At 66.6% G+C, this 21,292-nt stretch carries 21 protein-coding genes and 1 tRNA gene; 5 read left to right on the top strand and 17 right to left on the bottom strand.

The annotated features are described in order from the left end of the window. Positions 1-119 precede the first annotated feature (119 nt). Positions 120-2,813 carry an aminopeptidase N gene (gene pepN / locus Tharo_RS12670; protein ID WP_107221525.1) on the top strand — a complete coding sequence of 898 codons (2,694 nt, stop codon included), beginning with the start codon at positions 120-122 and terminating at the stop codon, positions 2,811-2,813. Between the two features lie 107 nt (positions 2,814-2,920). On the opposite strand, the gene Tharo_RS12665 is transcribed toward pepN, so the two are convergent. The 9 genes from Tharo_RS12665 to Tharo_RS12625 all read right to left on the bottom strand — a co-directional run bounded on the left by Tharo_RS12665 (position 2,921) and on the right by Tharo_RS12625 (position 10,206). Further along, entirely contained in the window at positions 2,921-3,367 is a 447-nt protein-coding gene (locus Tharo_RS12665) for a CBS domain-containing protein (RefSeq protein WP_107221524.1), read from the bottom strand. 150 nt (positions 3,368-3,517) lie between these two features. After that, a complete protein-coding gene (panC, locus tag Tharo_RS12660) occupies positions 3,518-4,345 on the bottom strand; it encodes a pantoate--beta-alanine ligase (RefSeq protein ID WP_107221523.1) in 828 nt (275 codons plus the stop codon). 32 nt (positions 4,346-4,377) lie between these two features. Next, on the bottom strand, positions 4,378-5,193 hold the full coding sequence (panB, locus tag Tharo_RS12655) for a 3-methyl-2-oxobutanoate hydroxymethyltransferase (protein WP_107221522.1): 816 nt from the start codon (positions 5,191-5,193) through the stop codon (positions 4,378-4,380). Between the two features lie 71 nt (positions 5,194-5,264). Next, positions 5,265-5,648, bottom strand: a complete 384-nt coding sequence (locus Tharo_RS12650; RefSeq protein ID WP_107221521.1) for a DMT family protein — start codon at positions 5,646-5,648, stop codon at positions 5,265-5,267. 27 nt (positions 5,649-5,675) lie between these two features. Then, positions 5,676-6,170: a 2-amino-4-hydroxy-6-hydroxymethyldihydropteridine diphosphokinase gene (folK, locus tag Tharo_RS12645; protein ID WP_281257400.1), complete on the bottom strand. Its 495-nt coding sequence runs from the start codon at positions 6,168-6,170 to the stop codon at positions 5,676-5,678. Positions 6,171-6,249: 79 nt separating this feature from the next. Then, positions 6,250-7,602 (bottom strand): polynucleotide adenylyltransferase PcnB, encoded by a 1,353-nt coding sequence (pcnB, locus tag Tharo_RS12640; RefSeq protein WP_107221520.1) that lies wholly within the window; start codon positions 7,600-7,602, stop codon positions 6,250-6,252. A gap of 132 nt (positions 7,603-7,734) precedes the next feature. Continuing rightward, complete coding sequence (locus Tharo_RS12635) at positions 7,735-8,397, bottom strand: histidinol-phosphatase (protein ID WP_107221519.1); 663 nt, start codon at positions 8,395-8,397, stop codon at positions 7,735-7,737. Positions 8,398-8,413: 16 nt separating this feature from the next. Beyond that, positions 8,414-9,106 carry a DnaA regulatory inactivator Hda gene (hda, locus tag Tharo_RS12630; protein WP_107221518.1) on the bottom strand — a complete coding sequence of 231 codons (693 nt, stop codon included), beginning with the start codon at positions 9,104-9,106 and terminating at the stop codon, positions 8,414-8,416. Next, positions 9,103-10,206, bottom strand: a complete 1,104-nt coding sequence (locus Tharo_RS12625; RefSeq protein WP_107221517.1) for an AI-2E family transporter — start codon at positions 10,204-10,206, stop codon at positions 9,103-9,105. Before Tharo_RS12625 ends, hda begins: the two co-directional genes overlap by 4 nt. Positions 10,207-10,345: 139 nt before the next feature. Here Tharo_RS12625 and purM point away from each other — a divergent pair, with 139 nt between their 5' ends. Next, positions 10,346-11,416: a phosphoribosylformylglycinamidine cyclo-ligase gene (purM, locus tag Tharo_RS12620; protein WP_107221516.1), complete on the top strand. Its 1,071-nt coding sequence runs from the start codon at positions 10,346-10,348 to the stop codon at positions 11,414-11,416. A 33-nt stretch (positions 11,417-11,449) separates the two neighbouring features. Continuing rightward, positions 11,450-11,821, top strand: coding sequence for a DUF2784 domain-containing protein (locus Tharo_RS12615; protein WP_107221515.1), 372 nt, complete (start codon positions 11,450-11,452; stop codon positions 11,819-11,821). Positions 11,822-12,031: 210 nt separating this feature from the next. Here Tharo_RS12615 and fic read toward each other — a convergent pair whose 3' ends face one another. The 5 genes from fic to rpsU form a co-directional block, all read right to left on the bottom strand. Continuing rightward, a complete protein-coding gene (gene fic / locus Tharo_RS12610; protein WP_107221514.1) occupies positions 12,032-13,114 on the bottom strand; it encodes a protein adenylyltransferase Fic in 1,083 nt (360 codons plus the stop codon). A gap of 285 nt (positions 13,115-13,399) precedes the next feature. Beyond that, positions 13,400-13,478 (bottom strand) — tRNA-Ile (locus Tharo_RS12605). A gap of 27 nt (positions 13,479-13,505) precedes the next feature. After that, positions 13,506-15,503, bottom strand: a complete 1,998-nt coding sequence (gene rpoD, locus Tharo_RS12600) for an RNA polymerase sigma factor RpoD (RefSeq protein ID WP_107221513.1) — start codon at positions 15,501-15,503, stop codon at positions 13,506-13,508. Positions 15,504-15,552: 49 nt separating this feature from the next. Then, the gene (gene dnaG / locus Tharo_RS12595; protein WP_107221512.1) at positions 15,553-17,424 is read right to left on the bottom strand and encodes a DNA primase; all 1,872 of its coding nucleotides are present in this window, start codon (positions 17,422-17,424) and stop codon (positions 15,553-15,555) included. A 145-nt stretch (positions 17,425-17,569) separates the two neighbouring features. Next, positions 17,570-17,782, bottom strand: a complete 213-nt coding sequence (gene rpsU, locus Tharo_RS12590; RefSeq protein ID WP_004260978.1) for a 30S ribosomal protein S21 — start codon at positions 17,780-17,782, stop codon at positions 17,570-17,572. 136 nt (positions 17,783-17,918) lie between these two features. Here rpsU and tsaD point away from each other — a divergent pair, with 136 nt between their 5' ends. After that, positions 17,919-18,953, top strand: coding sequence for a tRNA (adenosine(37)-N6)-threonylcarbamoyltransferase complex transferase subunit TsaD (gene tsaD, locus Tharo_RS12585; protein WP_107221511.1), 1,035 nt, complete (start codon positions 17,919-17,921; stop codon positions 18,951-18,953). 47 nt (positions 18,954-19,000) lie between these two features. Here the strand turns inward: tsaD and plsY are convergent, their stop codons facing one another. Next, entirely contained in the window at positions 19,001-19,594 is a 594-nt protein-coding gene (gene plsY / locus Tharo_RS12580) for a glycerol-3-phosphate 1-O-acyltransferase PlsY (RefSeq protein ID WP_107221510.1), read from the bottom strand. A 163-nt stretch (positions 19,595-19,757) separates the two neighbouring features. Here plsY and Tharo_RS12575 point away from each other — a divergent pair, with 163 nt between their 5' ends. Continuing rightward, positions 19,758-20,132, top strand: a complete 375-nt coding sequence (locus tag Tharo_RS12575) for a dihydroneopterin aldolase (RefSeq protein WP_107221509.1) — start codon at positions 19,758-19,760, stop codon at positions 20,130-20,132. A 79-nt stretch (positions 20,133-20,211) separates the two neighbouring features. On the opposite strand, the gene Tharo_RS12570 is transcribed toward Tharo_RS12575, so the two are convergent. Both Tharo_RS12570 and ybaK read right to left on the bottom strand, forming a co-directional pair. After that, complete coding sequence (locus Tharo_RS12570; protein ID WP_107222419.1) at positions 20,212-20,571, bottom strand: H-NS histone family protein; 360 nt, start codon at positions 20,569-20,571, stop codon at positions 20,212-20,214. A gap of 180 nt (positions 20,572-20,751) precedes the next feature. After that, positions 20,752-21,240, bottom strand: coding sequence for a Cys-tRNA(Pro) deacylase (ybaK, locus tag Tharo_RS12565; protein WP_107221508.1), 489 nt, complete (start codon positions 21,238-21,240; stop codon positions 20,752-20,754). Positions 21,241-21,292 lie beyond the last annotated feature (52 nt).

The raw sequence follows: 21,292 nt of genomic DNA, 5'->3' as shown, positions 1-21,292 counted from the left end.
GCTGGGGCGCCGGTGCGGCTGCGGTGCTGCCGGCATCGGCCGGGTCGGGCTGGGCGGCAGCGGCCGGGCGGCGTACACTTCCGTTTTGACCGCGCCTGCGCGCGGCCGACGGAGAGAAGATGAAAACCGAACATGCCCCAACGATCCGGCGCGCCGACTATCGGCCGCTGCCCTGGACGGTCGAGACCGTCGACCTGCATTTCAGCCTCGACGCCGAGGCGACCGTCGTCACCAACCGCATGTTGTGCGTGCGCAATCCCGATGTCGAGGGCGGCCCGATCCGGCTGTGGGGCGAGGCGCTTGAGCGCCTGGCGCTGACCGTCGACGGCCAGCCTCCGGCGAGCTTGCGCGAGGACGGCACCCTGCTCGAGATCGACGCCCGCGGCGAACGGGTCGTCGTCGAAGTGCGCACCCGCATCAACCCGCGCGCCAATACCACGCTGTCCGGCCTCTACCGCTCGAACGGCGGTTTTTTCACCCAGTGCGAGGCGGAAGGTTTTCGCCGCATCACCTGTTTCCCCGACCGCCCGGACGTGATGGCGCGCTTCACCGTCACCCTCGAAGCCGACCGCGCCGCCTGCCCGGTGCTGCTGTCCAACGGCAACCTGGTCGAACAGGGCGAACTGCCCGGCGGTCGTCACTACGCGAAGTGGGAGGATCCTTTTCCCAAGCCGTCCTACCTCTTCGCCCTGGTCGCGGCGAGGCTGGTCGCGCTCGAGCGCCGGGTGAGGACGATGTCGGGGCGCGAGGTGCTGCTCCAGGTGTGGGTGGAAGAAGGCAACCTCGACCGCTGCGCGCACGCGATGGATTCGCTGGTGCACGCGATGCGCTGGGACGAGGAGACTTTCGGCCTCGAGCTCGACCTCGACCGCTTCATGATCGTGGCCGTGGCCGACTTCAACATGGGGGCGATGGAGAACAAGGGGCTGAACATCTTCAACACCAAGTTCGTGCTCGCCAAGCCCGACACCGCCACCGACCTCGATTACGAAAACATCGAGAGCGTGGTCGCGCACGAATACTTCCATAACTGGACTGGCAACCGCGTCACCTGCCGCGACTGGTTCCAGCTCACCCTCAAGGAAGGGCTCACCGTCTTTCGCGACCAGCAGTTCTCCGCCGACATGCTGGCGAGAGTGGCCAGCGAGGCCGCCGGCCCCGAAGGCGCGGCTTCCGCGCGCGCGGTCAAGCGCATCGACGATGTGCGTGTGCTGCGCGCGGCGCAGTTCCCCGAGGATGCGGGGCCGATGGCGCATCCGATCCGTCCCGACCGCTACCAGGAGATCAACAATTTCTACACCGCCACGGTGTACGAGAAAGGGGCCGAAGTCATCCGCATGCTCCATACCCTGCTCGGGCAGGAAGGGTTTCGCAACGGCATGGACCTCTACTTCAGCTACCACGACGGTCAGGCGGTGACCTGCGACGACTTCGTCGAAGCGATGTCGGAAGCCAACAACGGTTTCGATCTCGACCCGTTCATGCGCTGGTACGGTCAGGCCGGGACGCCGCGGGTGAAGGCCAGCGGGGCGTGGGACGCCGCTGCCGGCCGCTATACCCTGACCCTGACGCAGGACACTCCGCCGACGCCGGGCCAGGCGCTCAAGCTGCCGCTGGTGATCCCGGTCGCGCTCGGCCTGATCGGGCCGGATGGCCGCGACCGGCCGCTGCGGCTGGAGGGCGAGGGCCAGGCCGGAGCGACGACGCGCGTGCTGCGTCTCACCGAGGCGGAGCAGACGTTCCGCTTCGTCGGCCTCGATGCCGAGCCGGTACCTTCGCTGCTGCGCGGCTTTTCCGCGCCGGTGATCCTGGAACTCGACGAGGACGATGCCCGGCTTGCCTTCCGCATGGCCCACGACGCCGATCCCTGCAACCGCTGGGACGCCGCCCAGCGCTACGCCGAGCGTGTGGTACTGGCGCTGGCCGCGGACCCGGCCGGGGAGGTGGCACCGGGCTTCGTCGAGGCGTTTTGCATCCTGCTCGGAGACGACCGGCTCGACCCCGCTTTCCGCGCCCAGGCCCTCGCCCTGCCGGGTGAGGGCTACCTGCTCGAGCGCATGTCGGCGGCTGACCCCGCAGCGCTGCGCAGCGCGCTGATGAAAGCGATGCGCACCCTCGGCCGCGCCCTGGCGGCGTCCTGGCTGGCCGTACTCGAGACGATGGCGCCGGCGCCGGTGTACCGCTACCACCCGGGCGACGCCGGCCGTCGTGCGCTCGCCAACCTTGCCTTGCGCTACCTCGCCGCCGCCGGCGACGAACGCGGGCTGGCGTGCGCGCAGGTCCGCTTCGAGGGCGCCACCAACATGAGCGAGCGTTTCGGTGCCCTCGCCGCGCTGGTGCAGAGCGCGAGCCCGGCGCGCGGGACGGCGCTGGCCGCGTTCCATGCGCGCTACCGCGACGATGCCCTGGTGCTGGACAAATGGTTTGCGCTGCAGGCCGGTGCCTGGCGCTGGGATGCGACGGCGGCGCCGACCCTGGAGCGGGTGCGCAGCTTGCTCGACGACCCGGCGTTCAGCCTGGCGAACCCGAACAAGGTGTATGCCCTGCTCGGCACTTTCTTCCGCGCCAACCCCGGCGAGTTCCATGCCGCCGACGGCAGTGGCCATGCCTTCTGGGCTGAGCAGGTGATCGCGCTGGACGCGAAGAATCCCCAGGTCGCGGCGCGCATGGCGCGCACCCTGGAAAACTGGCGCCACCTCACCGCCGCGCTGCAGGCGAGTATCCGTCCCCAGCTCGAACGCGTGCTGGCGAGCGAGGGGTGCTCGCCGGACGTTGCGGAGGTCATCGGCAAGGCCCTCGAACAGGTGGACTGAGCGCAGCGCGCGTGCGGGCGATCCCCCGCGTGAACACGAAAACGCCGGGAATTCCCGGCGTTTTCATCGGTGCGCGGCCCGCTCGGGCCGCTTCGGAACCTTCCCGCTCACTCCGCGGCGAGGTCGCCGGCGATGTAGTGCTCCAGGTGCTTGATCGTCCGCTCCTGCTGGCTGACGATGGATTTCACCATGTCACCGATGGTGACGATGCCGAGCACCTTGTTGTTTTCCACCACCGGGATGTGGCGGAAGCGCTTTTCGGTCATCGTTTCCATCACTTCGTCCACGGTGTGCCCCCGCGTCACGGTAAACGGCGCGGACGTCATCAGGTCGCCGACCTTGACGTTGCGCGACATGAGCCCCTTCAGCACTACTTTGCGGGCATAGTCGCGTTCGGTGAAGATGCCGACCAGACGGTCGCCGTCGGTCACGAGCACGCAACCGATATCGAACTGGGCCATCACCGACAGCGCATCGAATACCGAATCCGTCGGGCGTACGGCATAGAAGGCATGGCCTTTCTGGTCGAGAATTTGTTTTACGCTGATCGTCATCGTCTTGATCCCCCACGGTGGTTGACGCTCGGGCCGCCTGTCGCGGCCGGTTTTGTTACAGATTGGCTTCAAGCCTTTCGGGATGCAAGCGGGGAACAACCCTTATTCCACCGTGTGCTTCCGATTCTTCCCCGCCTCGTGCCAGAGGGCTCAGATTTCGAGGTTGTCGATCAGCCGGGTACGTCCCAGCCTGGCTGCGGCGAGCACGACCAGCGCGTCGCCCTCGCGGGCCGGCGGCTGCAGGTCGGCGCGGCGGCGCACGGCGACGTAGTCGGGCTGCCAGCCGGCCCCCTCCAGTTGCGCCATCGCTTCGGCTTCGAGCTTCGTCCAGTCGCGCTCGCCGCCTGCCACCGAGCTGCGGATGTGGCACAGCAAACGGTACAGCAGGGGCGCGCGGGTGCGCTCCTCCTCGCTCAGGTAGCCGTTGCGCGAGGACAGCGCGAGGCCGTCTTCGGCGCGCACCGTCTCGCCTGCTAGGACTTCCACCGGGAGTGCGAGTTCGCGCACCATGTTGCGCAGCACCATCAGTTGCTGGTAGTCCTTCTTGCCGAACAGCGCGAGCTCGGGCTGGACGATGTTGAGCAGCTTCAGCACCACGGTGGCGACGCCGCGGAAATGGCCGGGGCGGCACGCGCCTTCGAGGACGGAGACGTGGGCCGGCGCCGGATCGACGTGATAGGACTGCGGCTGCGGGTACATCACGGCCTCGTCGGGGGCGAACAGGTGCGCCACGCCGGCGGCGGCGAGTTGTTCGCAATCGGCGGCGAAGGTGCGCGGATAGCGCTCGAAGTCTTCGTCCTGGCCGAACTGCAGGCGGTTCACGAAGATGCTCGCGACCACGCTGTCGGCATGACCGGCGGCCTGGCGCATGAGCGCGATGTGGCCGTCGTGAAGATTGCCCATGGTGGGAACGAAGGCCGTCCTGCCGGCGCCGGCGCGGGCGGCGCGCAGGCTTTCGATAGTGTGGTGGATCTGCATGCGGGATCGTTTTCGGGGCGGTGGCAGGGGGGTCAGTAGCAGTGCTCGGCGGCGGGGAAGCTGCCGTCCTTCACCGCGGCGACGTAACGTGCGACGGCATTTTCGATGCTGGCGGCGCCGTCCATGAAGTTGCGCACGAAGCGTGCGGTCTTGCCGGGGAAAATGCCGAGCATGTCGTGCAGCACCAGGACCTGGCCGTCGCAGCCGGGGCCGGCGCCGATGCCGATCGTGGCCATGGTGCGCAGGCTGGCGGTGATTCCGGCGGCGAGCGCGGCGGGCACCATTTCCATCACCATCAATGCGGCGCCGGCCTGTTCCAGCGCCAGGGCGTCGGCTTTCAGCCGCGCCGCGCCTTCGTCGCTGCGGCCCTGCACCCGGTAGCCGCCGAGCTGATGCACGGACTGCGGGGTCAGACCGATGTGGGCGCACACAGGCACCCCGCGCTCGACCAGGAAATGCACGGTGTCGGCCATGAATTCGCCGCCTTCGAGCTTCACCATCTGCGCCCCGGCCGCCATCAGGCGTGCGGCATTGCGCATCGCCTGTTCGCGGTTTTCGTGGTAACTGCCGAACGGCATGTCGGCGAGGATGAAGGCGCGGCTTTCGGCACGGGCCACGCACTCGGTGTGGTAGGCCATCTGTTCGAGCGTCACCGGCAAGGTCGATTTCTGCCCCTGCAGCACGTTGCCCAGCGAATCGCCGATCAGTGCGACGTCCACTCCGCTGCGACCGAGCACCGCGGCGAAGCTCGCGTCATAACAGGTGAGCATCGCGATCTTCTCGCCCGCGGCGCGCATCCTCCCCAGTTCGAACAGGGTCACGGGTTTCTGGTCCTGGAGATAACTCATACATCGCTCCTGATGGGAGGACGGAGTTTTCACCAAACGGATGCGATGCACAAGTGCATTGCCGCCGTGGATCAGCTGCGGAACACGAAATAGACTGCGCCGAGCATGCACAGGCCCGCCCACAGGTAGTCGAGCTTGAGCGGCTGTTTCATGTAGATCACGATGAAGGGAACGAACACCAGCAGGGTGATCACTTCCTGCAGGATCTTCAGCTGCGCCAGGCTCAGCGTCGTGGCGCCGATGCGGTTGGCCGGGACCTGGAGCAGGTATTCGAACAGCGCGATCCCCCAACTCACGATCGCCGCGACGTACCAGGCCCGGCCTTGCATCGTCCTGAGGTGGCCGTACCAGGCGAAGGTCATGAACACGTTGGATGCGGCAAGCAACAAGGTGGTCTGCAGCCAGACGGGGCTGGCGCTGACGGTAGCGGTGGCGGACTGGAGCCAGGCGGGCATGGCGGCGGCGCAGGAGGGGGACGGATCTTATCCGAGGCGGGTGATGGCCTGATCGCCGACTGCGGCGAGCAGCCCGGCGAGGCCGCCGTGGCCGGGAATGACGGTTTCCGGCGCGATTTCGGCGAGTGGCAGCAAGGCGAAGGCGCGCAGGTGCATGCGCGGGTGCGGAACCTGGAGCGCGGGGGTATCGATGACCGCGTTGCCGTAGAGCAGCAGGTCGAGATCGATGGTACGCGGCGCCATCGGGTAGTCGCGGGTACGGCCGCTGTCGCGCTCGATGGCGTGCAGGGCATCGAGCAGGGCGTGGGCGTCGAGCGCAGTGTCGAGCGCGATGACGGCGTTGATGTAGTCGGGTTGGCCGTCCACGCCGATCGGCGCGCTGCGGTAGAGCGCGGAGTGCGCGGCGACCGCGCTCGCGGGCAGGGCGCCGAGGCGTTGCAGCGAAAGGGCGAATGCCATCGCCGGATCGCCGAGGTTGGCACCGAAGGCGATGTAGGCGCGCACGTGTGCCAGCGCGCTCACTGGACGCCCCTCCTGTCGCCACGCGACTTCCTCCCCGGGGGCGGTGAGCGCTTCCTTTCGGGCGGCCGTGCGGGCGCGCTCATGCGCTGTCCGCGGAGGTGACGGCCTCGCCGACGACCGGCTTGCGCCGGCGGCGGCGCTTCTTCGCCGGTGCCGCTTCGGCCGGCGCCTGGCGGACCAGCGCGTCGCGCTCGTCGTGGCCGGCATGGGCGAAGCGGTCCCACCAGTCGACGATTTCCATCGGGATTTCTCCCGCCTGCGCGCGCAGGCGCAGGAAGTCCCACCCTGCGCGGTAGCGGGGCTGCTCGATGAGGCGGTAGGGGGTTTTCCCCGAGCGCTTGTCGAAACGCGGCTGCAGCGCCCAGATGTCCTTGATGTCGCCGACGATGCGGCGGGTGATCGCGAGCTTGCCGGCCTGGGCGTCGAGGACCTCGTCCATCGCTTCGAACAGCGCCGGCTGGGCGTGCTCGCCGGCGGCCTTCTTCCTTTCCCATGCCGCGAGCACTTCGTGCCACAGCAGGGTGGCGAACAGGAAGCCGGGCGATACGGATTTGTCCTCGCGCACGCGCTCGTCGGTGTTCTCGAGTGACAACCAGACGAAGCGCTCGCCCAGGGGTTGTTCGAGGATGACGTCGAGCAGCGGCAGCAGGCCGTGGTGCAGGCCTTCTGCGCGCAGCTGCTGCAGGCACTTCACCGCATAGCCGGAGAACAGCAGCTTGAGCATTTCGTCGAACAGACGGGCGGCGGGCACGTTTTCCAGCAGGGTGGCCATGTCGCGGATCGGATGGCGCGCCGCGGGGTCGATGCTGAGTCCCAGCTTCGCCGCCAGGCGCACCGCGCGCAGCATGCGCACCGGGTCTTCGCGGTAGCGCGTGCGCGGGTCGCCGATCATGCGCAGGGTCTTCTGCTGGATGTCGGCGACGCCGTGGTGGTAGTCGACGATCGTCTCGGTGCCCGGGTCGTAGTACAGCGCATTGACGGTGAAGTCGCGCCGGGTGGCGTCTTCGGCCTGGTTGCCGTAGACGTTGTCGCGCAGCACGCGGCCGTGCTCGTCGGTTTCGGTCGATTCGGCGTCCTGGTTGGCGCGGAACGTGGAGACCTCGATCGTCTCCGGCCCGCTCATCACGTGCACGATCTTGAAGCGGCGGCCGATGATGCGCGAGCGGCGGAACAGCGCGCGCACTTCTTCCGGAGTGGCGCTGGTGGCGACGTCGTAGTCCTTGGGCGGATGGCCGATCAGCAGGTCGCGCACTGCGCCGCCGACGACGAAGGCCTTGAAGCCGGCCTCCTGCAGCACGGCGCAGGTCTTGCGCGCAGCCGGCGACAGCTGCTCGCGGCGGATGCCGTGGCGTTCGACGGGAATGAGGGCGGGCTCGTGGCGTGCGGAGTGCGCCGGGCGCTTGAAAACCTTGCGCAGCAGCTTGCGGATCATCGGGAAAGGCGTTGTCCTTGCATAAGCGCGCAATCATAACCGATCGCATTGCCGGTTCGGCGAACGTGTGTGCGGCGGTGTCGTCCGCGAGCGCGGACAGCGCCCCCGCGCCGGGCGCGGGGCGGGGGCCGCTCAGCGCAGCGAGATCACCGGCCAGCCTTGTGCTTGGGCGTGCGTGCGCAGCGTGTCGTCGGGGTCGACGGCGACCGGGTCGGAGACCCGCTGCATCAGCGGCAGGTCGTTGTGCGAGTCGCTGTAGAACCAGCTCCGGGCGAAGCTGCCGAAGTGCAGGCCGAGCGATTCGAGCCAGGCCTCGACGCGTTCGATCTTGCCCGCCTTGAAGGCGGGCAGGCCGCGCGGCTTGCCGGTGAAGACTCCGCCTTCCTGCGCCGGGATGGTGGCGACCAGGTGGGGGATGCCGAACTCGCGCACGATCGGGCCGGTGACGAAGGCGTTGGTCGCCGTCACCACCGCGACCAGTGCGCCGCTGTCCAGATGCTCCCGCACCAGGGCACGCGACTTGGCGGTGATCATCGGCCGCACCGACTGCTCCATGAACTCGCGGTGCCAGGCGTCGAGCTCGACGCGCGGGTGGCGGGCGAGGGGGGCGAGCTGGAAGTCGAGGAACTCGAAGATATCGAGGGTGCCGGCCTTGTATTGCTCGTAGAAGTGGACGTTTTTCGCCTCCTGCACTTCGCGGTCGAGCACGCCTTTGCCGATCAGGAACTGCGCCCAGGCGAAGTCGGAGTCGCCGGCGAGCAGGGTGTTGTCGAGGTCGAAGAGGACGAGGTTCACGGTGAGGCTCCGTTGTTCAGATTTCCAGGCCCTGCTGCATCATCTCGCGCAGCAGCGGCAGGGTGATCGGGCGTTTGCGTTCGAGCGAGGCCGCATCGAGGGCGTCGAGCACCCTGCGCAGGCTGGCGAGGTCGCGACGGCCGTGGCGCAGCAGGAAGTCGACCACCTCGTCGGCCAGGCGCAAGCCGCGACGTTCGGCGAGGGTGGCGAGAAGGGTGGCGCGGGCGTCGTCGTCGAGCGGCTGGACCTCGAACACCAGGGTCTGCCCGATGCGGGTGCGCAGGTCTTCGCGCAGCGCCAGCCCGAGCGGCGCCGACGGCCCGGACAGGAGCAGCGACTGGCGGTTGCCGCGGGCGCGGTTGAAGGCATTGAACAGCGCGATTTGGGCGTCGGCGGACAACTGCTCGACATCGTCCACCGCAAGCAGGGCATCGACCGTTTCCGGCAGACTGTCGTCCACGTCGGCCGCGGCGAGCAGGTGGGTGGGGCGGCCGGCCGCACGGCCCATGCCGAGGGTGGCGCGCAACAGGTGGCTGCGGCCGCTGCCCGGTTCGCCCCACAGGTAGAGATGGCGTGCCGGTAACTGCGCCGCGGTTGCCGGCGAGGCCAGCAGCGACAGCGCCGCCACCAGCTCGGCGTTGGCGCCGGCGACGAAGTTTTCCAGCGTCGGCGGCGTGTCGGGGCGGATGTCGAGGACGAGCTGCTTCATTGCGGGGGGGCGTCCTTCGTGTCGGCCGGCGCTTCGCTCCCCAGGTAGACCGGACTGGCGAACCAGGCGTGGCGCACTTCACGCAAGCCCACCAGCAGTGCCGCGCTCACCGGCAGCGCCACCAGCACGCCGACGAAGCCGAATAGCTGGCCGAAGGCCATCAGTGCGAAGATCACCGCGAGCGGATGCAGGCCGATCCGTTCACCCACCAGGTAGGGCGTGAGCAGGAAGCTCTCGAGCAGCTGGCCGAAGCCGTAGACCACGGCGACACCGATCAGCGGCGGCCAGCCTTCGCCTTGCAGCAGCGCGGCCATGATCGCCAGCAACAGGCCGCCGCCGAAACCGACATAGGGAATGAACACCAGCAGGCCGGTCAGCACTCCCACCGGCAAGGCGAACTTCAGTCCGGCGAGCCACAGCCCCAGACTGTAGAACAGGGCCAGCAGCAGCATCACCGACAGCTGGCCGCGGAGGAATTCGGACATCACCGAGTCGATGTCGCCGAGGATGCGCACCGTGCGCGCCAGCCAGGGGCGGGGGACGATGCGTTCCAGCTCGGTGAGGATGCGCGGCCATTCCTGCAGCAGGTAGAACATCACCAGCGGGATCAGGACCAGGTTGACGACGAAGCCGGCGAGCGCCGCGCCGCCGGTCTTGAGATGGCCGATCAGCACCGGCAGGATGTCCTGCGCGCTGCTCCAGTTGTCGGCGACCAGCTGGCGGAACTGGGCGGCGTCGAGCTGCAGGTCGATTCCCAGGCGCGCCTGCAACAGCGGCGACAGCTGGGCGTTGAACATTTCGATCAGGTCGGGCAGGCGGTTCACCAGCAGCACGCCTTCGCGATACACCATCGGCAGCAGGATCAGCGCCAGCGTCACCAGCGCGAGACCGGCGGCGATGATCACCAGCAGCACGGCGAACGCACGCGGCACGCGCCGGGCCACCATCCAGTTCACCGCCGGGTCGCAGATGTAGGCGAACACCGCGGCGATCACGAACGGGGCGAGGATCGGCCCCAGGGCCCAGAACAGGCCGACCAGCGCGAGGCCCGCGGCGGTCCAGGCCAGGGTTTGCAGACGATCGGCGCGGGGAGGGCTCATTTCTAGTAAAATCGCGGACTTGGTGCGGGGCATCCTACCCGCGAAACCCGTAAATGTAGCCACTTGGCGGCGCGGTCTCAAGTTCGGTCCGCCGCCGGGCGGCGCCAGCCCAGCATCCTGCAAGTCCAAAGGAACGATCTTGAGCGCACACCATCCCGCCCCTCCCACCGAGCCCCAGGCCTCCCTTTCCTACCGCGACGCCGGCGTGGATATCGATGCCGGCGACGCCCTGGTCGATCGCATCAAGCCGCTCGCCAAGCGCACCGTGCGTCCGGAAGTGCTCGGCGGCATCGGCGGCTTCGGCGCGCTGTTCGAACTGTCGAAGAAGTACAAGGAACCGGTGCTGGTATCCGGCACCGACGGCGTCGGCACCAAGCTCAAGCTCGCCTTCCAGTTGAACAAGCACGACACCGTCGGCCAGGACCTGGTGGCGATGAGCGTCAACGACATCCTCGTGCAGGGCGCCGAGCCGCTGTTCTTCCTCGACTACTTCGCCTGCGGCAAGCTCGACGTCGACACCGCCGCCGACGTCGTCAAGGGCATCGCCCACGGCTGCGAACTCGCCGGCTGCGCGCTGATCGGCGGCGAGACCGCGGAGATGCCGGGCATGTACCCGGCGGGCGAGTACGATCTCGCCGGCTTTGCCGTCGGCGCGGTGGAGAAGGCCGACATCATCGACGGCAGCCGCATCGTGCCGGGCGACGTGGTCCTGGGGCTGGCCTCCAGCGGCGCGCACTCGAACGGCTACTCGCTGATCCGCAAAATCGCCGAGCGCGCCAAGGTCGATTTCGATGCCCCGTTCCATGGCCGCGCCTTCCGCGACGTGGTGATGGCGCCAACCCGGATCTATGTCAAGCCGCTGCTCGCGCTGATGCAGGCGATGCCGGGCACGATCAAGGGCATGGCCCACATCACCGGCGGCGGCATCACCGAGAACGTGCCGCGCATCCTGCGGGATGATCTCACCGCCCGCATCGACGGTGGCGCATGGACGCTGCCGCCGCTGTTCCAGTGGCTGCAGATGGCGGGCAACGTCGATGGCGACGAGATGCTGCGCGTGTTCAACTGCGGCATCGGCATGGTGGTGGTGGTCTCGGCCAAAGACGCCGATGCCGCGGCCGCAACGCTCACCGCAGCGGGCGAGACGGTGTATCGCATCGGTCGCATCGACACCCGCAAGGAGGGCGAGGCGCAGACCATCGTCGAATGACGGATCGCGCCTCCGGTGGGCGCTGAACCGGAGATGGCTTTCCGCCTCGCCGCCGATTCCGTCCTGCTGCTGCACCTGGCTTTCATCGCCTTCGTGCTCGCCGGCGGGTTGCTTGCCCTGCGCTGGCGGTGGGCGCCGCTGCTGCATCTTCCCGCTGCCGCCTGGGGGGTGTTCATCGAACTCAGCGGGCGGATCTGCCCGCTCACCCCGCTGGAAAATCTGCTGCGCGCCCGGGCGGGCGAGGTCGGTTACGCAGGGGGCTTCGTCGAGCATTACCTGCTCGCGCTGATCTATCCGGAAGGCATCACGCAGGGCGTCCAGGGCGTACTCGCCGGGATCGTGCTGGGCGTCAATGCCGGCGTCTATGCGTGGGTGTGGCGGCGGCGGAGCCGATCGAGGCGGTGAGTTGCCGGGTTCGTATTCCCCCTGCATGGCCGTGGACGACTTGCGGCGGGGCTTGCGCCTGCGGCGGGCCTGAGGCCCAAGGTCGGCAAAGGCAGAGTCGCGGGGGTAGGCTGTCCAGCCGGTTGCCGAGTGAAGCAGTCCCTTTAACGTTCGATCTGCGGAAAAAACGACGGGCAGCCGCCGGGCGATTGCTCTGGCCAGGCGTGCATGTCAGGCTGCGGAAAGTGCTTGAATCAGGTGCGGGTTGATGAAGAGCTTCTCCCGTCCGGCCTTCATTTCGCGAAGAAGGCCGATGTCGACGAGTTGCTTCAGATAAACCGATGCAGTCTGGCGTTGGGCGATGCCGGCATCGACGACGTTGGCGATGCGGCAGTAGGGCTGTACGAAGATCAGCTCGGTCAGTTCGCGGGAGTAGATGCCGGGCGCGTCGCGCTTCATCCGTTCGGCGGTTTCATCGATGAGCGCCCTGATGGCCTTGATGCGGGACGTCGTCCAGTGCGCGGTACTGCGAACCGCGTCGAGCATGAACAGAATCCAGGGTTCCCAGGCGGCATCCCGGCTGACGTTCAGCAGGAGCCGATAGTAGTCCTGCTTGGCTTCGATGATGGCTTTGGACAGGTAGAGCACCGGGATGTCGAGCAAGCCCTGTTCGACCAGATACAGCAGGTTGAGCACCCGGCCGGTTCGGCCATTGCCATCGACGAAGGGGTGGATGGCCTCGAACTGATAGTGACCGATGGCCATGCGCACCAGCGGGTCGATGTGCTCGGCTTCGTGCAGGAAGTGCTCCCAGTTGGAGAGTTTGTCGCGGATGCGTGCCTCACCTTCGGGCGGGGTGTAGATCACTTCGCCGCTGCGGTCGTTCATCAGCGCGGTGCCCGGTGTCTTGCGGATGTCGATATCGACGCCCTTGATGGTGCGGCAGATGTCGACCGCGGTACGGGTCGTGAGCGGATGGCGACGCAGCGATTCGAATCCCTCGCGCAGCGCCGTTCGGTAACGGAGCGCCTCCTTCGTCGCCGGGTCGGCCAAGGATTCGCGGTCGTCGGCAAACTGGAAGAGGCGATCCGTTGTGGTGACGATGTTTTCGATTTCCGAGCTCGCCTGCGCTTCCAGCAAGGGAATGCTGTTGATCAGCACGGCCTGGTTGGGGATCAGCTCACCGGCCTGCTTGAGTTCGGCGACAGCTGCGCGCGCCTCGATGCAAGCCTTCAGGATGGCTCGCGACTCGACTTCCGCCGGAGGGGGAAGGGTAGGGAGGTCATTGTATGGCTTGCGCGGATCGAAAGTCATGTGTCGATATCACGATGATTAATCGACATGTCGATCAGACGTGTCGACGGGTTCGACATGATATCTTTTCGTGTCGAAAAATGACGATATTTTCTACAGATGGACTCGGTCGAGCGGTGCCCAGGGGAGTAACGCGGAAGCAGTGGAACGGGCGGTAGAGGCGGGAGTGAGGCGCTTGCGGGTGGGGGGGCGGGGACGCCGCTGAAGGGCGGGATTGTTCCGCGTGAGGGCAACCGATCGACATGAAAAAGGGGCTTAGGATTTCTCCTAAGCCCCTGATTCTATTGGTGGGCCCCCTGGGAGTCGAACCCAGCACCAACGGATTATGAGTCCGCTGCTCTAACCAGGCATGAGCTAGAGGCCCGTAACTGCATTTCCTGGAACGGGGTCTTTAGGCGTCGCTGTCGAGGAAGCTCCGCAGCTTTTCCGACCGGCTCGGGTGGCGCAGCTTGCGCAGGGCCTTGGCTTCGATCTGGCGGATGCGCTCGCGGGTGACGTCGAACTGTTTGCCGACTTCTTCCAGCGTGTGGTCGGTGTTCATCTCGATGCCGAAGCGCATGCGCAGCACTTTCGCTTCGCGCGCGGTGAGCGAGTCGAGCACTTCACCGGTGGCGTCGCGCAGGCTGGAGTACATCGCCGCCTCGGCCGGGGCCAGGGTGGCGGTGTCCTCGATGAAGTCGCCCAGATGCGAGTCGTCGTCGTCGCCGATCGGCGTTTCCATCGAGATCGGCTCCTTGGAGATCTTCATGATCTTGCGGATCTTCTCCTCGGGCATCTCCATCTTCTCGGCCAGCGTCGCCGGATCCGGTTCCTGGCCGGTCTCCTGCAGGATCTGGCGGCTGATGCGGTTCATCTTGTTGATCGTCTCGATCATGTGCACCGGGATGCGGATGGTGCGCGCCTGGTCCGCGATGGAGCGCGTGATGGCCTGGCGGATCCACCATGTGGCATAGGTCGAGAATTTGTAGCCGCGGCGGTATTCGAACTTGTCCACCGCCTTCATCAGGCCGATGTTGCCTTCCTGGATCAGGTCGAGGAACTGCAGGCCGCGGTTGGTGTATTTCTTCGCGATCGAGATCACCAGGCGCAGGTTGGCCTCGGTCATTTCGCGCTTGGCGCGGCGCATCTTGGCTTCGCCGGTGGACATCTGGCGGTTGATGTCCTTGAGCTCCTTGAGCGGAATGCCGATCCGGTCCTGCAGGTCGATGAGTTTTTGCTGCTCTTCAAGGACGGCGGGATGGATGCGCATCAGGCCTTCGGCGTAGTTCTTGCCGGCGGCGATCTCGTCCTTGAGCCAGTCGAGCTTCGTTTCCTGTCCGGGGAAGATCTTGATGAAGTGCTGGCGCGGCATGCCGGCGCGGTCGACGCACAACTGCAGGATCTGGCGCTCGTGGGCGCGCACCTGTTCCACCATGTGGCGCACCGAATCGCACAGGCGCTCGATCGCCTTCGCGGTGAAGCGGATGTTGAGCAGTTCGTCGGAAATCTGCTGCTGCAGGGCGAGGTAGGAGAGGTCCTGGGAGCCTTTCTTCTCCAGGGCCGCCATCTTCTCGACGTACAGCGCACGGATGACTTCGAAGCGGGCCAGGGCGTCGTTCTTGAGCTGCAGCAGGGATGCGGCATTGGCGCTCTCGGCGCTGCTGTCGTCATCGTCGTCGCTGTCGTCGTCGCTGTCGCTGCTGTCGTCGTCGGTGCCGATGGCGGCGCTGCCGGCGTCGTCGTCGCTGTCGTCCGCGGCGGCTTCCTCGCCATTGGCGTTCGGGTCGATGAGGCCGTCGATGAGTTCGTCGATCTTCGCTTCGTCGCGGGCGACCCGGTCGACGATCTCGAGCATCTCGGCGATCGTCGTCGGGCATGCGGAGATCGCCTGCACCATGTGCTTGAGGCCGTCTTCGATGCGCTTGGCGATTTCGATCTCGCCTTCGCGGGTGAGCAGCTCGACCGTGCCCATCTCGCGCATGTACATGCGCACCGGGTCGGTGGTGCGGCCGAACTCGGAATCGACCGAGGACAGCGCCTGCTCGGCTTCCTCTTCGGCGACGTCCTCGTCGACGTTGGCCGCGACGCTGTCGGACATCAGCAGGTCTTCGGCCGCGGGGGCCTCGTCGTAGACCTGGATCCCCATGTTGTTGAAGGTCGCGATGATGCCTTCGATCTGTTCGGCGTCGGCGACATCGTCGGGCAGGTGGTCGCTGATCTCGGCATAGGTCAGGTAGCCGCGCTCCTTGCCGAGCGTGATCAGGGTTTTAAGACGGGTGCGTCGCACCTCGGCGTCGAGTGGTGCGACGACGGGATTTTCGACGACCGGGGCGACCTTGTCTTTCGCTTTCGAGGCGCGGCTCTTGCTGACGCCGTCCTTGCGCGAATCCTTGGCTTTTTCGCGTGCCATGGCACTCCTCGGGTGAGGGTGTAAGAAAATGGAGAAACCCGAAATTGTACTATAGATCGGGGGTGTTTCCGCCGCTCGACAGCTTCCGCTTCTCGATCAGCAACTCTGCCAGGCGGTGCCGCGCGGCACTGTCGAGGCCGCTCTCGCGGTCTTTTTGCAGCAGGGCCCCGATTTCGGCAGCCAGGCTGTCGGCACCGAGCTTGCGCAGGGTGTCTTCGAAAATCACCTCGATCACCCCTTCGTCGAATTCCGTTTCGACGAGTTCCGCGGCGACTTTCGACAGCGTGTCGTAGTGCGGGGTGTCGCGGAAGTGCTCGATGAGCGCGCCCAGGCCGCCGGCTGGAACCGGTTCGCCGAGGCTGAGGAGGTCGATGATGGCGATCAGGGCGCCGCCTTCGGCTCCCTGATCGGGAATCAGTCCTACCGGCAGGCGGGCGGCCCAGGTCGGGTGCTGGAGGATCAGGCGCAGCAGGGTGCCGATGGTCGAGGGGGGCTTGCGCCGGCCGGAAGGACGCGGCCGGTTCGGCGCGGCGCGGCGCGGGGTGTCGCCGAAAGCGCGCGGAGCCGGGGACGGGGGCGCGGGCCTGGACTGTGGGGCGTCGGGCGTCGTTTCGTCCCGCCTGCGCCGGTGTTCCGTGCGCGTGGCGAAGGCCTTGAGAGCCTCCTCCACTTCCGCCTGGGTGAGGCCGCTTTTTTCTGCGACGGATTTCACCACCTGCAGGCGCAGCAGCGGGGCGGCGATGCGGTGGACGAGGGGGGCGGCTTCGTGCACGAAAGCGGCGCGCCCTTCGGCGCTGTCCAGCGGGTGGCGTCCGGCCAGTTCCTGGATCAGGAAGGCCGCCAGCGGGGTGGCGGCCGCGGCGGCCTGGCGGAAGGTGTCGGCGCCGTGGGCACGCACGAAGGAGTCGGGGTCGTGCTCGGCGGGCAGGAACAGGAAGGCCAGGGTGGCATCGTCGCGCAGGGATTCGAGCGCGTTTTCCAGCGCCCGCCAGGCGGCGCGGCGCCCGGCGGCATCGCCGTCGAAGCAGAACACGACGCGGTCGGTCTGGCGCAGCAGGGTGTGGATGTGCTGCGCCGTGGTGGCGGTGCCCAAGGTCGCGACCGCATTCTCGATGTCGTACTGGGCGAGGGCGACGACATCCATGTAGCCTTCGACCACCACCGCGAAGCCGCTGTCGCGGATCGCCTTTTGTGCCAGGAAGAAGCCGTAGAGCTCTCGTCCTTTTTCGAAGAGCGGCGTCTCAGGCGAATTCAGGTATTTCGGCTCGCCGCTGTCGATCACACGCCCGCCGAGGGCGATGATGCGCCCGCGGCGATCGTGGATCGGAAAGATGATGCGGTTGCGGAAACGGTCGTAGCGCCGGCCCTGGTCGTTGTCGATGACCAGTCCGGCCTCGGCGAGCGTCTTTGCCTGGTAGTCGGGAAAGATGCGCTGCAGCGCCTGCCACTCGTCGGGTGCGTGGCCGAGGCCAAAGCGTGCGGCGATCTCGCCCGACAGGCCGCGGCGCTTCAGGTAGGCGACGGCAGCGGGGGCGTGCTTGAGCTGCTCGCGGTAAAAGCGCGCGGCGTCAGCCATGGCCGCGTACAGGCGCTCGCTGCCGTCGTCATGGACTGCGCTGCTGCTGCGGCCGTCGTCCGGGACCTGCAGGCCGGCCTGGCCGGCGAGTTCCTTGACCGCATCGACGAAGCCGAGGCCGTTGTATTCCATCAGGAAGCCGATCGCGCTGCCGTGTACGCCGCAGCCGAAGCAGTGATAGAACTGCTTCGAAGGGCTGACCGAGAACGAGGGCGATTTCTCGCCGTGGAAGGGGCAGCAGGCGAAATAGTTCGCCCCGCTTTTTTTCAGCGGCAGATGGCGTTCGATGACATCGACGATGTCGATGCGCGACAGTAGTTCCTGAACGAAGGACTGGGGGATCATCGAGTGCGCGGCCGAAGCTGCGGACGGAGGAGGCGGGGAGCGAAGGCCATGCCGAAGGCGAACACGCAAAAGCATCACGCCGGGCGAGGGTCTGAAAACCTTCGGCCGGCGTGCAAGGCAGCCCGCAGTGCGGGCGCGAGGCGAATCAGTACAGCTTCGGCGGCAGCATCTGGCTGCGCAGGCGCTTGTGGTTGCGCTTGACGGCGGCGGCGAGCTTGCGCTTGCGTTCGGCAGTGGGCTTCTCGTAGAACTCGCGCGAGCGCAGCTCGGTCAGCACACCGGTCTTCTCGATGGTGCGCTTGAAGCGGCGGATCGCAACCTCGAACGGCTCGTTTTCCTTGACGCGGATACCGGGCATTGCGGATTTCCTTGGGTGTCTGGTGGGCAGAAAGACGACGAATATAAACGAGGCCGGACGAGATGGCAAGGGTGCGGTCGTCGCAGCGGAACGGCCTGCGGTTAGAATGCGGCATCGAATCAAGCGGATGCATCCCATGAAAGTTCTCGGCATCGAAACCTCCTGCGACGAAACCGGCGTGGCGATCTACGACACCGGGGCGGGTCTGCTCGCGCACAATCTGCATTCGCAGATCGACCTGCATGCGGTCTATGGCGGCGTGGTGCCCGAGCTCGCCTCGCGGGACCACATCCGCCATCTGCCGCTGCTGCTCAAGCGGACCCTGGCTGACGCCGGGATCGACGCCGGCCGGATCGATGCCGTCGCCTATACCGCCGGGCCGGGGCTGGCGGGGGCGCTGCTGGTTGGTGCGAGCGTGGCCGAGTCGTTCGCGCTGGCACGCGGCATTCCGGCGCTCCCGGTCCATCACCTCGAAGGCCACCTGCTGTCTCCGCTGCTCGCCGCCGATCCACCCGCCTTTCCCTTTGTCGCCCTGCTGGTCTCGGGCGGCCATACTCAACTGATGCGGGTGCGCGGGGTGGGGGACTATGCGCTGCTGGGCGAGTCGGTCGACGATGCTGCCGGCGAGGCGTTCGACAAGACGGCCAAGCTGCTCGGTCTCGGCTACCCCGGCGGGCCGCAGTTGGCGAAACTGGCCGAAGAGGGGCGGCCAGGGCAGTTCCGCCTGCCACGGCCGATGCTGCATTCGGGGGATCTCGATTTCAGCTTCAGCGGACTGAAGACGGCCGTGCTCAACGTGGTGTCGGCGCCGGACTGGCGCCCCGGGCAGGCTGCCGACCTGGCGGCTGAATTCCAGCAGGCGGTGGTCGATGTCCTGTGTGCGAAAGCCCTCGCCGCGCTGAAGAAGGTGGGACTGAAGACGCTGGTCGTGGCCGGTGGCGTGGGCGCCAACCGCTGCCTGCGCGAAACCCTGGATGCGGCGCTGGCGCGGCGCGGCGGGCGGGTGCATTACCCCGAGCCGGCCTTGTGCACCGACAACGGGGCGATGATCGCATTCGCCGGGGCCCTGCGCTTTGCCGCGGGCGAGCGCGGGGCGAAGATTGCGACGGTGAGCATCCGCCCCCGCTGGCCGATGACCGAACTGCGCCCGCCGCGCACTCCCGCCGCCTGAAAGAGCGTGCTGCGCGCGCCTGTCGCCCGCGGGCGGGCGGGAGAATCCTAGCTTTTGCCGCCGCCGATCTTGCCTTCGGTGCCCGCGCGCAGGCGGGCGAGGTTCGTCTTGTGCCGCCAGATCAGCACGGCTGCCATCACCGCCAGTGCCGCCACCGCGGGTTGCGGGCCGAGAAAAAGCAGGCCGGCGAGGGGGGCCGCCACCGCCGCCGAGAGTGCCGCCACCGAAGAGTAGCGCGAGGTGTAGGCGATCATCAGCCAGATCACCGCGCAGAAGATCGCAATCCGGCCATCCACTCCGGCCAGCACGCCCAGTGCGGTAGCGACCCCCTTGCCGCCGTTGAAGCGCAGGAACACGGTGAAGACATGGCCGAGAAATGCGGCGAGGCCGGCAAGGGCGGCCTCGCCGATGCCGAACCCGAGTTCTCCGGCCACCCATACCGCCAGCCAGCCTTTCAGACTGTCGCCGAGCAAGGTCAGTGCCGCCGCAGCCTTGTTGCCGCTGCGCAGCACATTGGTCGCGCCCGGGTTGCCGGAGCCGTAGCGGCGCGGGTCCTGCAGGCCGAACAGCTTGCTGGTGACGATGGCGAAGGGGATCGAGCCGAGCAGGTAGGCGGCAAGGAGAAGAAGTAGCAGCGACATCGTGGCTCCACGGCTCGGCCGTTCAGGGCGGGTCGAAAAATTGAGAAGTGCGCGCGATGCGTGTGCGCGGTGCGTGCGTGGCCGGAACGGCCCGCTGCGCGAAGCATTATGGCGGAGCCGGGCAGGCACGTTAGAATCGCAGCGATTCTAAACGGGAAGCAGCATGGATTTCATCTTCATCGAGGAATTGCGCGTCAAGGCCTGGGTCGGCATTTACGAGCGTGAAAAGACCGGGCCGCAAACGGTCGAGCTCAATCTGACCTTCGGCGTGCCCGATTCGGCTGCGGAGCATGACGATATCGGCGACACCATCGATTATGCCGAAGTTGCGGCGCGCATCCGGCGCGAGCTCGGCGAGCGCCATTTCAATCTCATCGAAAGTCTCGGTGAATATGTCGTCCGAATGCTGTTCGACGAGTTCGGCGCGCCCTGGGTCAAGCTCAAGGTGGCCAAGATCGGCGTGATGAAAGACGTGCGCCGGGTCGGAGTGTATATCCAGCGCGGCCGCGCGGGCGTGGTCGTGCCGCCGACGGCATGAGAAGCAACGCTCCGGAGCAGGTCCGCAAGCGTTGCCGAGTGCATTTGTTACCGGGGGGACCGCCGCCCGATGTTGCAGGTCAGGCGGCGAGTTCTTCCAGGGATTTGCCTTGGGCGACCCAATCCAGCGCCCATTGCGGTTTGCGCCCGCGGCCGCTCCAGCCCTGATCCGGATTGGCCGGGTTGCGATATTTGACCACGCTTGCCGGTTTCGCCTTCTTTCCGGGGGCGCGACGGGTGCGTTTGGCGGTGGGTTTGGCTTCGGCGACCGGTGCCGCGGTTTCGAGCAGGTCGTCCAGCGTCAGCCCTTCGTCCGCCGCCATTTTCTGCATGCGCTTGAGCAGGGTGCGGCGGGTGGTGTCGCTGCGGCGGCGAATTTCATTTTCGATTCGGGCCTGCAGGCGACGCAGTTCGGGCAAGGTATAGCTGGACAGATCCATGATTTCTCCGTTGATGGAATTGATCAAACCGCTTATGCCGGAATCAGGATGCATTCCAGTATTCGATTTACCGGGATTCTGCCATCGCTTCAATGGAAATGGAAATGCCAGATCACAGAAAAAGATGTTTTTCTTCGATTCCGGATTCAGGGAAACGGTAATCGGCGAGTCGTTTTCCGTTCAATTGGCTGCGTGGACCAGTTTCGGCTGCAGGGCGCGCAGGAGGTCGTGGGGGTGAATCCCGACCAGAAAACCGCGGCGCCCGCCGTTGATGTAGATCAACGGCAGGTCGAGAATGGTGCGCTCCATATATAGAGGCATCTGCTTGCGGGTGCCGAAGGGCGACGTGCCGCCGACCAGATAGCCGGTGTGGCGATTGGCGGTTTCCGGCTTGCAAGGCTCGACGTGCTTGCATGGAATCTGGCGTGCGAGCTCTTTCGTCGATACCTTGCAGTCGCCGTGCATCAGCACGATCAGCGGCTGTGCCTTTTCGTCCTCCATGACAAGCGTCTTGATTACGGCATGCTCGCTGACATTGAGTTCGCGCGACGAGACGGCGGTTCCGCCGTGTTCTTCGTAATCGTACAAATGGCTGGAAAAGGCGATCCCCCGCTGGCGCAAAAAGCGTGTGGCCGGTGTTTCGGGAGGGTGGGTTTCGCGTTTGCTCATGGTTCCTGCCAGGATGATGAAATTCCACTGACGCCCGTATCCGGGCAAATTC

It is taken from the genome of Thauera aromatica K172, from assembly GCF_003030465.1.
GTDB classification, from domain to species: domain Bacteria; phylum Pseudomonadota; class Gammaproteobacteria; order Burkholderiales; family Rhodocyclaceae; genus Thauera; species Thauera aromatica.
Note: the sequence above shows the minus strand (reverse complement) of the source record. Positions and strands in the feature narration are given on the sequence as shown.